Annotated in this window: 11 protein-coding genes; 3 read left to right on the top strand and 8 right to left on the bottom strand. The window is 63.6% G+C overall.

What is annotated here, in order from left to right; genetic code table 11:
• Positions 1 to 5: 5 nt before the first annotated feature.
• Genes MRBLSP13_RS20975 through MRBLSP13_RS20955 form a run of 5 tightly spaced genes read right to left on the bottom strand, consistent with a single transcriptional unit; the run spans position 6 to position 4,892 of the window.
• A complete protein-coding gene (locus MRBLSP13_RS20975; protein ID WP_363739742.1) occupies positions 6 to 788 on the bottom strand; it encodes a ParA family protein in 783 nt (260 codons plus the stop codon).
• Positions 785 to 1,423 (bottom strand): 16S rRNA (guanine(527)-N(7))-methyltransferase RsmG, encoded by a 639-nt coding sequence (rsmG, locus tag MRBLSP13_RS20970; RefSeq protein WP_363756466.1) that lies wholly within the window; start codon positions 1,421 to 1,423, stop codon positions 785 to 787. The genes MRBLSP13_RS20975 and rsmG overlap by 4 nt, the downstream gene beginning before the upstream one ends.
• Complete coding sequence (mnmG, locus tag MRBLSP13_RS20965) at positions 1,420 to 3,270, bottom strand: tRNA uridine-5-carboxymethylaminomethyl(34) synthesis enzyme MnmG (protein ID WP_363756464.1); 1,851 nt, start codon at positions 3,268 to 3,270, stop codon at positions 1,420 to 1,422. Before mnmG ends, rsmG begins: the two co-directional genes overlap by 4 nt.
• Positions 3,271 to 3,328: 58 nt before the next feature.
• Positions 3,329 to 4,612 (bottom strand): tRNA uridine-5-carboxymethylaminomethyl(34) synthesis GTPase MnmE, encoded by a 1,284-nt coding sequence (gene mnmE, locus MRBLSP13_RS20960; RefSeq protein ID WP_363756557.1) that lies wholly within the window; start codon positions 4,610 to 4,612, stop codon positions 3,329 to 3,331.
• A 19-nt stretch (positions 4,613 to 4,631) separates the two neighbouring features.
• Positions 4,632 to 4,892, bottom strand: a complete 261-nt coding sequence (locus MRBLSP13_RS20955) for a DUF6489 family protein (RefSeq protein ID WP_133654498.1) — start codon at positions 4,890 to 4,892, stop codon at positions 4,632 to 4,634.
• Positions 4,893 to 5,042: 150 nt separating this feature from the next.
• On the opposite strand from MRBLSP13_RS20955, the gene MRBLSP13_RS20950 reads away from it, so the two are divergent.
• Complete coding sequence (locus tag MRBLSP13_RS20950; protein WP_363756462.1) at positions 5,043 to 5,741, top strand: dienelactone hydrolase family protein; 699 nt, start codon at positions 5,043 to 5,045, stop codon at positions 5,739 to 5,741.
• Between the two features lie 13 nt (positions 5,742 to 5,754).
• On the top strand, positions 5,755 to 6,723 hold the full coding sequence (locus tag MRBLSP13_RS20945; RefSeq protein ID WP_363756460.1) for a quinone oxidoreductase family protein: 969 nt from the start codon (positions 5,755 to 5,757) through the stop codon (positions 6,721 to 6,723).
• Positions 6,724 to 6,782: 59 nt separating this feature from the next.
• On the opposite strand, the gene MRBLSP13_RS20940 is transcribed toward MRBLSP13_RS20945, so the two are convergent.
• Together MRBLSP13_RS20940 and rho are read right to left on the bottom strand one after the other, a co-directional pair.
• Positions 6,783 to 7,502 (bottom strand): YjbE family putative metal transport protein, encoded by a 720-nt coding sequence (locus MRBLSP13_RS20940; RefSeq protein ID WP_363739800.1) that lies wholly within the window; start codon positions 7,500 to 7,502, stop codon positions 6,783 to 6,785.
• Positions 7,503 to 7,623: 121 nt separating this feature from the next.
• Entirely contained in the window at positions 7,624 to 8,880 is a 1,257-nt protein-coding gene (gene rho / locus MRBLSP13_RS20935; RefSeq protein ID WP_363756458.1) for a transcription termination factor Rho, read from the bottom strand.
• 254 nt (positions 8,881 to 9,134) lie between these two features.
• On the opposite strand from rho, the gene MRBLSP13_RS20930 reads away from it, so the two are divergent.
• Positions 9,135 to 10,151, top strand: coding sequence for an aspartyl protease family protein (locus MRBLSP13_RS20930; protein WP_363756456.1), 1,017 nt, complete (start codon positions 9,135 to 9,137; stop codon positions 10,149 to 10,151).
• Positions 10,152 to 10,231: 80 nt separating this feature from the next.
• Here the strand turns inward: MRBLSP13_RS20930 and MRBLSP13_RS20925 are convergent, their stop codons facing one another.
• Complete coding sequence (locus tag MRBLSP13_RS20925; protein WP_363756454.1) at positions 10,232 to 12,328, bottom strand: transglycosylase domain-containing protein; 2,097 nt, start codon at positions 12,326 to 12,328, stop codon at positions 10,232 to 10,234.
• Positions 12,329 to 12,421: the final 93 nt, after the last annotated feature.

Here is a 12,421-nt window from a genome sequence, read left to right as displayed (position 1 = left end):
GTTATTCAAGCAGCAACCTCCTGCCGGGGCAGGCGCGCGATCAATTCACGCGCCAGACGCATATAGGCTTCCGATCCCGAGCAGCGGAAATCGTAGATCAACGCCGGTACGCCATGGCTGGGCGCCTCCGACAATCGGACATTGCGCGGGATGACCGTGGAAAATACCAGGTCGCCAAGGCATGCCCGCACATCGTCGGCCACCTGATCCGTCAGGCGATTGCGTCGGTCATACATGGTGAGCGCAACGCCCATGATCGATAGGCCGGGATTGAAACGACCACGAATGCGTTCGACGGTCTGAAGAAGCTGGGACAGTCCCTCCAAAGCGAAGAATTCACATTGCAACGGGACGAGCAGCGATTGCGCCGCGACCATCGCGTTGATGGTCAGCAGGCCGAGCGATGGCGGGCAATCGATCAGGCAGATGTCCCAGCGGCCTGGTTGTGCTTCTGTGAGCACCCGTTCCAGACGATGCGTCCGCTCCTCATATTCGATCAACTCGATTTCCGCGCCGGAAAGGTCCTGCGTGGCAGGGACGATGTCGAGCTTGGGCACGCGGGTGCTGATAATCGCATCTTCCAGCGCGCAATTGCCGACCAGCAGGTCGTAGCTGGATTGGACACGATCGGCCTGATTGACGCCAAGCCCGGTCGATGCATTGCCCTGAGGATCAAGGTCGACCAGCAGGACGCGCAGTCCAGTAGCGGCCAGCCCGGTGGCCAGATTGATGGCGGTGGTGGTCTTCCCGACGCCCCCCTTCTGATTGGCTATCGCAATACAGATCATCCTCGGGCTTTCCTCCTGGCGGATCGGATCGCCTGCGCGACGATGATGGCACTATCGGCATCGGTCACGCTGCGTTCCACGTGGAACACACCTTGCCATGATCGAGTCGCGGCCTCCAGTTCATTCTGCGCATTTCGTCCTTTTGGCAGCACCCATATCGTTTTTTCGTCAGCCAGATGTGCCGCCGAGTCGATAAGTTTGGGTAAGGGCGCATAGGCACGGGCGCTGATGACCGCTGCCGTCATGGGCGGCACGGCTTCCACGCGGCCGCCAAAGACGCTCGCATTCGGAAGATCGACGGCCTGGATGACCGAATTCAGGAAGTCGATCCGCTTGCGCCGGGATTCCACCATCTGGACGGGAGTCTGGGAAAGGATGGCAACGACAATGCCGGGCAGGCCGGCGCCCGATCCCAGGTCGACCCACGGACCCTGCCAGTTCCCGGCGAGCGGAATCAATTGTGCTGAATCAGCGATATGGCGGGACCAGATCTGGGGGCGGGTCGATTCTGCAATGAGATTTTGGCGACCCATCTCCTCCAGAAGGATGGCCACATAGCGTTCGAGGCGCTGCCATGTTTCACGTGAAACATCGAAACGCACTTGCAGCCATTGCCGTGCTTCCTCTTCCGTCACGCGGCGCGCCGCCTGATGTGAACAAGAACGGCTGCCAGGGCTGCAGGCGTGATCCCGCGGATGCGCCCGGCGGCGGCCAGCGTGTCCGGGCGAGCAAGGTTGAGCCGCTCGATCATTTCCGTCGACAAGCCGCCGATGGAGGCGAAATTAAAATCCGCCGGGATGACCACTCGTTCATTGCGGCGCATTTCCGCTATCTCGGCCTCCTGCCTTTCGAGATAGGGCGCATAATGCGCGTCCTCCAATATCTCGTCGCGCAGGTCAGGCGCTATTCGGGACAGAACGGGTGCGAGATCGAAAAGCAGGGCGCGCCCGACTTCCGGAAAACGTGCCCATTCGAACAAGGTCCGGCGTGCGCCATCCTGCCGGACCGTCGCGCCGGACTTCGCTATCTCCGTTGCCGAAAAGGAACGGCTCAGTTCCTCGTTCACCGCGGCACGGTCCTGGTCGCGCCGAATATAATGGGCTGAGCGTTCCGGCCCCAGAACGGAATGGCGGAACCCGATTTTCGACAGCCGGGTTCCCGCATTGTCGGCGCGCAGCCGCAGGCGATATTCGGCCCGGGCGGTCAGCATGCGATAGGGTTCGGTGACGCCCTGCAGGACGAGATCGTCGATCATTACGCCAATATAACTGCTTGCCCGATCGAGGACGAGCGGTTCATCCGCCATCGCCTTGGCCGCCGCATTGATCCCGGCAATCAGTCCCTGCGCCGCTGCTTCCTCATATCCGGTCGTGCCGTTGATCTGCCCCGCGCAGAAGAGACCTGAAATGGCGCGAACTTCCAACGTTGCATCCAGGGCGCGCGGATCAATATGGTCATATTCCACGGCATAGCCCGGCACCACGATCTCGGCCCTTTCCAGTCCGGTCATGGATCTTACCATTTCCAGTTGCACATCGGCGGGCAGCGAAGTGCTGATGCCGTTGGGATAGACGAGATGATCGTCGAGCCCCTCCGGTTCGAGAAATATCTGGTGTCCGTCGCGGTCGCCGAAGCGGGTCACCTTATCCTCGATGGAGGGGCAATAGCGTGGACCCCGCCCCTCGATCGCTCCGCTGAACAGGGGCGAGCGACCCAGACCGTCCCGGATGATCGCGTGCGTCCGGTCATTGGTGCGCGTGATCGCGCAACTGAGTTGCGGCAATGTGCGGGATGCTGACAGGGCCGACATGGTCCAGCCTTCGCTATCCGATGGCTGCGCCTCCAGCCGGGCCCAATCGATGGTCCGGCCATCCAGCCGTGGCGGCGTCCCTGTCTTCAGCCTTCCGATTGGCAGGTCAAGGGCGCGAAGCTGGACGCCCAAGGCCGTTGCCGCCCTCTCCCCTGTGCGGCCGCCGGTCAGCGCCTCTTCACCACGGAATAATTTGCCGCCCAGAAATGTGCCGGTCGCGAGCACGACTGTGGGAGCATGAAGCGTGCTTCCATCGGCGAGGCTCAGGCCCGTGATCGCGCCCATGGTCAGCAGCAGACCGATTGCCTCACCCTCGACAATATGAAGTCCCGGCTGAGCGGCGAGCAGTCGATGAATTTCGGTGCGATAGCGCTTGCGGTCCGCCTGGATGCGCGGCCCCTGGACTGCTGCGCCTTTGCTGCTGTTGAGCATGCGATAGTGGATCGCGGCGGCGTCGGCAGCGCGGGCGATCAGCCCGTCCAGCGCATCGACCTCTCGCACCAGATGGCCTTTGCCGAGGCCCCCGATGGCGGGGTTGCAGGACATGGCGCCGACCGTGGCCTTGTCAAAGGTCAGCAGGGCGACGGACGCGCCCTTTCGCGCCGCAGCGCTCGCCGCTTCGCAGCCCGCATGGCCGCCACCGACCACGATCACGTCATAGCTTGTTCGCATGCGCGCCCCTTAACAGAATTGGGGCGCTCCGGTCAAAACTGTTCCACGTGGAACATTGCTATTTTCCGATGCAGAAGCCGGCGAACAGGCGGTCAAGCATGTCTTCTGTGCCGGCCCGCCCCGTTAGCTGGTCAATAGCCGTGCGCGCCTGCCGCAACTCCTCTGCCACGATCAGCAGATCATCCGATCCATGTGCCTGCATCAGATGCGCATGCAGCAAACCCGCCGCATCGCGCTGTCGCCGATGCAGCGCGTAATCGCCTTCACCCGGCAAGAGAGCGGCGGCGCGGTCCAGCAAAATGGATATCAGATCATCCATCCCCTCCCCCGTCACAGCGGACAGCCCAAGGCCGGGGCGATTTTCCCCCTTGGTCCGATCGCATTGGGCGGCGATCACTATCGCATCCGGCCGAGGGATATCCGCTGCCGGCCCGAGCCAGAGAATGATGTCGGCCGCCGCCAGCGCGTCACGCGCGCGGTCCATGCCGATAGCCTCTATGGCGTCGCTGGTGCGATCGCGCAGACCCGCCGTGTCGGTGAAGAGAAAGGCGCTGCCCCCCAGGGCAGCAGGCACCTCGATGCGGTCACGCGTGGTTCCCGCCACGTCGGAAACAATGGCAGCATCGCGCCCTACAAGGCGGTTGAGCAGGGTCGATTTCCCTGCATTGGGCGGACCGGCCAGAACCACGCGAACGCCGTCGCGCAATCTTTCCGCAGAGGGGGATGCGAGCACGGCTTCGACGTCCGATGCCAAATTACTGATATCGCGGCGGATTTGCAGGTCGATATTCTCTTCCGGGACATCATCTTCGTCGGAAAAATCAAGCGCCGCTTCGGTCATTGCGGAAAGGTTCAGCAATGTCTGTCGCCAGCCCTCCACATGCTGCGAAAAATGACCTTCCGCCATCAGGAGAGCCGTGCGCCGCTGCTGCTGCGTCTCTGCCGCGAGGAGGTCGGCGAGGCCCTCCACGGCGTTCAGGTCCATGCGGCCATTGGTGAAGGCCCGCCGCGTGAACTCCCCTGCTTCAGCGCGGCGCAATGTTGCCAGGGAACCTAGTGCGTCCTCCACGGCTGCGATGACGGCGCGGCCGCCATGGCAATGCAATTCGGCCAGATCTTCTCCGGTAGCCGTGTCCGGCCCCGGAAACCACAGCGTCAGCGCCCGGTCGAGCAATGCGCCGTCGCGCGGGTCGTGGAGGGAGGATAGGCGTGCCCTTCTGGGCGGCGGCAACTGACCGGCGATGCTCTGCAGCGCCTGTCCCGCCGCGGGGCCGCTGATCCGGATGACGCCGATGCCCGCGGGCGGAGCGCCGCTGGACAGGGCATAGATGGTGTCCGTCACAGGCGCCGTCGCAGATCGGTCAGCCGGACTTTTTGTCGCCATTCTGACCGGCCATTCCTGACAGGCCAATGTCCATCATCTGCTTGAACAGGCGCATGCCAGCGTCGCCAAGTGGCGAAAAGCTTTTGAACAGCGTCTCCATCTGCTCGACATTCGCTACGCCATCGAAACTGTCCAGCATCGTCTTCACATATTTCTCGTGAATGGGGGTCACATCCGGCAGCCCCAGGAAAGCCCGAGCCTCCGCAGGAGTGCAGTCGACATCAACGCTCACCTTCATATCTTGCTACCTTTTTGCTGCGGCCGCCCTTTACAACGCCTCATGCCGCAACAAGGGCGCGCAACGCAAATTTTTTGACGGCAGAGGTGGTTGCGCTTCGCCCTGCAAGCGCCATTATGACGGCCCCGAACGAATTGGAAGGATTTTCCCATGGCAGCATTCACACCCGTTTCCACGCTGGAGGGCGACGCCCGGTTCGATGTCTATGTTGCCCGGCCGGAAGGAACGCCCAAAGCCGCAATCGTGGTGATCCAGGAGATTTTCGGCGTGAATGAAGGCATTCGCCGCAAATGCGATAGCTGGGCGGCGGCCGGCTATCTCGCTTTGGCGCCTGACCTGTTCTGGCGGGAGGAGCCGCATATCGAACTCGACGCTGATATTCCGGAGGATCTTCAGGCGGCCTTTGGCCTTTTCCAGAAATTCGACCAGAATCAAGGCATTCGGGACATTGAGGCGACGATCAAGGCCGCCCGCGCGGAACTGGGACAAGATGCCAAGGTCGGTCTGGTCGGCTATTGCCTGGGCGGACGGTTGGCGTTCATGTCGGCCTGCCGGACGGACGGCGATGCCTTCGTCGCCTATTATGGCGTCGGCATTGACGGGTTGCTGAATGAACAGCATGCCATAGGCAAGCCGGTGCTGATGCATATCCCCACTGCCGACGGCTTTGTCCCGCCCGAGGTCCAGCAGAAGATGCACGAAGGGCTGAAGGACAACCGCCATGTGACCCTGCATGATTATGAAGGGCTGGATCATGGTTTCGCCGCCGAAATGGGGGCGCGCCGCAATGAAGCGGCGGCGGAGCTGGCCGACGGTCGAACCGCTGATTTCTTCGCCGCTCATCTCTGAATCGGATTCCGGCATGACGCAGGCATGGCGGATGGTGGCGCGCAGCCATGGCGGGCCAGACGTGATCGCGCGGGAGGCGTTCGATCCCGGATTGCCGGGGGAAGGCGAATTGCTGATCGCGCAGGATGCCGTGGGGTTGAACTTCATCGACACCTATTATCGCAGCGGCCTCTATTCCGCGCCGCTGCCAACTCCCCTGGGGGCCGAAGGGGCGGGGCATGTCGCCGCCATCGGCCCCGGGGTGGTCGGCTTTGCCGTCGGGGACAAGGTGGGATGTGCCGTGGGACTGGGCGCCTATGCCACGCACCGCATGGTCAGGGCCGACCAGGCGGTCAGGATCCCGGACGTTGTCACGACGCAGGACGCGGCGGCCATGATGCTGAAGGGCATGACCAGCTGCTTTCTGGCGGAGGACATCCTGCCCCTGCAGCCAGGGCAGTTCGCGCTGGTTCATGCGGCGGCCGGCGGCGTCGGCTCCGTGCTGGTGCCGTGGCTGCGCGACAAGGGCGTGATCGTGATCGCCCATTGCGGTTCGCCGGAAAAGGCGGCGACGGTGGAAGCCGATCACAGCCTCTCCGGACCCCTTGAAGGCCTGGCGTCCGTCGTGCGGGAGCTTACCGGCGGGCGCGGTGTCGATATTGTCTATGACGGCGTGGGCAAGGATAGCTGGGCGGCGTCCATCGCCTCTCTCAGGCGGCGCGGCATGATGGTCAGCTATGGCAATGCTTCAGGCGCTGTCCCGCCGATCAGCCTGCTGGAACTCAGCCGGGGCGGGTCGCTCTATGTCACGCGGCCTACATTGTATGACTATGTCGCTACGCCCCAGGAGTTGGCGCGAACCGCCGAAAGACTGTTCGACCGCATGGCGCGCGGGGTGGTGAACACCGTCATCGGCCAGCGTTTTGCCCTGGCCGATGCAGCAGAGGCGCACCGCGCGCTGGAGGCGCGGCAAACCAGGGGAAGCACTGTCCTGATCCCATGATGGGACATCACGGCAAGATCAAGCTGTAGGCCGATCTGATCCGGTCAGATCGGCCTGCACTATGCGAACAGCGTCAATATGCCGACCTGATGGTCCACGAAGCCGTCATAGATCATCTTGATCGCGACATAGATGATCACGGCGAGGCCCAGATAGGCGATCCAGCGGAAACGCTCGATATATTTGGCGATGATATTGGCCGCGATGCCCATCAGGGCCACGGAAAGAACAAGCCCGATGATCAGGATGCCCGGATGGTCGCGCGCCGCGCCTGCCACGGCCAGCACATTGTCGAGGCTCATGGAAACGTCCGCGACCGCGACCGCCCAGGCCGCGCCCGCAAAGCTTTTGGCAGGACGCAGGCCGGATATGTCGTCGTCGCTCGTATCGGCGGTGTCGCCGCCCCGTTTCGGGTGCAGTTCCCGCCACATCTTGAACGCGACCCAGAGCAGCAGCAGCCCGCCCGCCAGGATCAGGCCGACGATCTGCATCAGCTGCGTCACCACCAGCGCGAAGCCGATGCGCAGGACCAGCGCGGCGATGATGCCGATCAATATGACCTTCTTGCGCTGTTCCGCAGGGAGGCCCGCCGCCAGCGCGCCGACGACGATCGCATTGTCCCCGGCCAGCAGCACGTCGATCATCAGCACCTGTCCGAACGCCGCCAGCGCGGCGGGCGAGCCGATATTGCTGAAGTCGTTGACGATATGGGCCCAGATATCGGCGGGTGAGCCGATCCCCTGAGCCGCGGCTGCGGCGGTTGCGATTAGGTCGATCATCACGGCCTGACTGTTCCCCTGAAAATAGCGGAGCCGCCAGACCGAAGTCCGACGGCCCCAAAAACATGGCGCTTGAAGCGAAGGCGACCTGCGTCCGTCAGGGACACAACCGCCCTGCCCCTTACTGGTTCATCGAGTCGAAGAAATCCTCGTTGGTCTTGGAATCCTTCATCTTGTCGAGCAGGAATTCCATCGCATCGACGGTGCCCATCTGCATCAGGATACGGCGCAGCACCCACATCTTGCTGAGCTTGGCCTTGTCGACCAGCAACTCTTCCTTGCGGGTGCCCGACTTGCCGACGTCGAGCGCCGGGAAGATGCGCTTGTCCGCCACCTTGCGGTCCAGCACGATTTCCGAGTTGCCGGTGCCCTTGAACTCTTCGAAGATGACTTCGTCCATGCGGCTGCCGGTGTCGATCAGCGCGGTGGCGATGATGGAGAGCGAGCCGCCCTCCTCGATATTGCGCGCGGCGCCGAAGAAGCGCTTGGGGCGCTGGAGCGCATTGGCATCCACGCCGCCGGTCAGCACCTTGCCCGACGAGGGCACGACGGTGTTGTAGGCGCGGCCCAGACGCGTGATCGAGTCGAGCAGGATCACCACGTCCTTCTTGTGTTCCACGAGACGCTTGGCCTTCTCGATCACCATTTCGGCGACCTGGACATGGCGCTGTGCCGGTTCGTCGAAGGTCGAGGAAACGACCTCCCCCTTCACGCTGCGCTGCATGTCGGTGACTTCTTCCGGACGCTCGTCGATCAGGAGGACGATCAGGAAGACTTCGGGATGGTTGTCGGTGATCGCCTTGGCGATGTTCTGGAGCAGGACGGTTTTGCCGGTGCGCGGCGGCGCCACGATCAGGGCGCGCTGGCCCTTACCCTGCGGCGAAACGATGTCGATGACCCGGGCCGACTTGTCCTTGATCGTCAGGTCGAGCGTGTCCAGAACCAGCTTCTGGGTCGGATAGAGCGGCGTCAGATTGTCGAAATTGACGCGATGGCGGACGACTTCGGGATCGTCGAAATTGACCGAGATGAGCTTGGTCAGCGCGAAATAACGCTCGCCATCCTTGGGCGCGCGGATTTCGCCCTCGACCGTGTCGCCGGTGCGCAGGCCGAATTTGCGGACCTGGTTGGGCGAGACATAGATGTCGTCCGGGCCGGCCAGGAAATTCGCCTCCGGGCTGCGCAGGAAGCCGAAGCCATCGGGCAGCACCTCGATCGTGCCCTCGCCCATGATCTGTTCGCCATTATCGGCCTCGACCTTGAGGATGGCGAACATCAGGTCCTGCTTGCGCAGGGTCGACGCGCCTTCGACGCCCAGCTCCTCCGCCATGGTCACGAGTTCGGCGGGCGCTTTTTTCTTGAGATCCTTGAGGTGCATTCGCGTGAAGTCCGATGGAATGAGAAACAGAGGAAGTATTGGGGAAGGCTGACCCGGCTCATGACTCGGGAGAACCCGCGCCGGACGGGCGGGATAGAATGTTTGGCGTTTAGCGATCCGACATGGCCCAAGTCAAGGTGGCTGAGCCATGGGCGAGCGGTAAATTGGGAATATGCGCCCTGCCGCCAATGAAATGGGATGGGCGGAACCGGCGCGGCCATGCTATACAGGGATAAAATAAGGAGGAACGGGAGATGGGACGCTGGCGCGCCGCTCTGGGCATGGCGATGGTGATCGCCAGTCCTGCGCTTGCCAGCCCTGCCCCCATGAGTCCTCCTCCTGTCAGTCCTCCTGCCATCAGTCCTGCCCCCGTTGCGCAGGACCGTCCTGCTCTGGACCCGGATGATCCGCCGGCCGTGATCCGCACCGTTGCGAGCGACGACGCGCGCATCACCATCCCCATCCAGATCGACGGCAGGGGTCCGTGGAACTTCGTCGTCGATACCGGATCGCAACGCACGGTCATTTCCCGCGCTTTGGCCGAACGGCTCGCCCTGCCCCTGCGGGAGCGGGTGACGGTGATCAGCATGACCGGCCGGGCCGAGGTGGACACCGTTTCGGTTCCGCGCCTGGTCTTCGGCAAGACCGTAGTGGACGATATCGAGGCGCCCGTGCTGGAGGGGGAGCATATCGGCGCTGCCGGCCTTCTGGGTCTGGACGGCCTCCATGCCAAGCGGCTGCTGATGAATTTTCGCACAGGACGGATGGAAATCAGCAGCAGCCAGCGGAGCTTGCGCGATCCCAACGTCATCGTGGTCGAGGCGCGGCGGCGAAAGGGGCAGTTGATCCTGCTCGATTCCGACGTGAACGGAATGAAGGTCAGCATCATCCTCGACACCGGCACATCGATCAGCGTCGGCAACATGGCGCTGATGAACAGGCTGCTGCGCAAGAAGAAGGCGCCTCCGCTGAAGCTGGTGTCGTTGACCAGCGTGACCGGGGAGACGTTGTTCGGCCAGGCGGGACTGATCGAACGGGTGCGGATGGGGCAAGTCATGCTCAGGGCGATGCCGGTGATGTTCGCCGATGCCCAGCCCTTCGCGGAACTGGAGCTTCAGGACAAGCCTGCGCTGCTGCTCGGCATCGACGCGCTGAAGTTGTTCGACCGGGTCGCGATCGATTTCGGGCGGGGGAAGGTCGACTTCCTGCTGCCGGACACGGGGCTGCTCGACCAGAAACGCTTTGCGACGGCGCAGAGGGCCGCAGGCTAGAGCGATTTCCCCGAAAACCGCCCAGGGGTGCTTTTTACGGCAGCGCAACCCTGGCCTTGCAGGCGCATGCCGCGCCGCGATCAGGGCGCATTCTGGCGTTGTTGCTGCTGCTGCTGCTGTTGCCGGTTGCGGCCCAGCACATTGTCGATCCACTGCTGGTCCAAACGGGGCGGCTGCGGGCGGTCGGCGGGATTGGGCGCGGCCTGCTGGCCGTCTTCAGGCTGGGCCTCATCCTGGGGCGGCTGTTGTCCCCGCTCGATCGGCAATCCGTTTTCATCGACCATCATGCCGCCTTCGGTCCCGCCGTCGGGTTGGCCATAATAGGCCTCGTTATCCGGTTCGAGCTGCCATTCGGGCAAAGTCACCTGGGTTTCGAACTGTTCGACCGGGCGTTTCGCGACGGCGACCTTCATATAGTCGGCAAAGGCACGGGCGGGTGCCCGGCCGCCCTGGAGAACGCCGACGGCGTGCGCATCGTCGCGGCCCATCCAGACCCCGGTGGTGATGCCGCTGGAAAAGCCCAGGAACCACCCGTCCTTGTTGCTGCTGGTGGTGCCGGTCTTGCCGGCGACGGGGCGGCCGATCTGCGCCGCCCTGCCGGTGCCGGTGCTGACGGCGGTCTGCATCAGGTCGGTCATGCCCGCCGCGACCCAGGGCGCGACCAGTACCCGGCTGGTGTCATCCTGATGCTCGTAGAGGACGCGGCCTTCGGAGGTCGTCACCCTGGTGATGCCATAGGGAGTCACGGCCACGCCCTTGCGCGCGATCGAGGCGAAGGCGCGAGTCATGTCGATCAGGCGCACGTCCGACGTGCCCAGCACCATGGAGGGATGGGTGTTGATCGGCGTGGTGATGCCAAAGCGCCGCGCCATGTCCGCCACGGTGGGGAAGCCCACCTCTACGCCCAGCTTCGCCGCCACGGTGTTGACCGAATAGGCGAAGGCGGTGCGGATATCGATGTCGCCGGAGAAGCGGCCGTTGCTGTTGCGCGGTTTCCACCCGTTGATGTCGACCGGACTGTCGGTGATACCGGTATCGGGCGTATAGCCCGCCTCCAGCGCGGCCATGTAGACGAAGATCTTCCACGCCGACCCCGGCTGGCGCGTCGCGGTGGTGGCGCGGTTGTAGTTGGAACTCACATAGTCCAGTCCGCCGACCATGGCCCGTACCGCGCCATCGCGGTCCAACGAGACCAGGGCGCCCTGCGTTCCCGTAGGCACATTGGCCTGGATCGCAGCGGTCGCGGCCTTCTGCATGCCGAGGTCGATGGTGGTATAGACCTCCAGCGGCTCATTGGGTTCGTCGATCAGCGTGTCGAGCTGGGGCAGTGCCCAGTCGGTGAAGTAGCGAACGCTGTTCTGCGGCGGTTCTGGGGCCATCTTGACGGCTTCCAGGCCGGCATTGGCGCGCTCCGCCGCGCTGATCTTGCCGTTTTCCTCCATCAGTTCCAGCACCACGCCCGCCCGGCCCCTGGCGGCGTCGGCGTCGGCGGTCGGGGAATAGCTGGAGGGTGCCTTCACCAGACCGGCGACGATCGCGGCTTCGGGAAGGTCGAGGCTGGTGGCGGGATGGCCGAAGAATTTCCGGCTGGCAGCGTCGATGCCATAGGCGCCGCCACCGAAATAGACCTTGTTGAGGTAAAGCTCGAGGATCTGCCGCTTGGAGAATTTGCGCTCCAGCGCGAGGGCCAGCACCATCTCCCGGACCTTGCGGCCCCAGCTGTAGCTGTTGTTGAGGAAGATGTTGCGCGTCACCTGCTGGGTGATGGTGGACGCGCCCTGCCAGCGCCGCCCGCTGCCGCGACGTTCCAGCGCCACCCAGGCGGCGCGGGCCATGCCGATGGGATCGACGCCGGGATGAAGATAAAAGCGCTTGTCCTCGGTCGAGACCATGGCATCGACCATCACCGTCGGGATCTGATCGTAGCTCAGCCAGCGGCCGAAGCTGGGCCCCAGGGAGACGATGACGCTGCCGTCGGCGGCGTGGACGCGGATCATCTGGCCATTGGGCGAGGATTTCAGCGATTCATAGTCGGGCAGCGACTGATAGGCGATCACCACCGCCACCACGATCGCGACAAGCGCGCTGAGGCCGCCGACAAGGCCGATCTTCAGACCCCGCACCAGCCATGTCTTCACTCTGCCCCGCGGTTCGCTGCTCTTGCCTGATCGTGCCATGGTTCGCCCGGATATGCGCTAAACGGAAAGGCGGCCAGTGGAAAAGCCGTGCAGGCCGCGCAAAATCTCCAGCGTCTTTGTGTTTTCCGCGAT

Origin of the sequence: Sphingobium sp. LSP13-1-1.1 (assembly GCF_040676415.1) — a bacterium.
Lineage (GTDB): Bacteria > Pseudomonadota > Alphaproteobacteria > Sphingomonadales > Sphingomonadaceae > Sphingobium.
The sequence above is the reverse complement of the archived record's forward strand: the minus strand, read 5'-3'. Positions and strand labels throughout refer to the sequence as shown.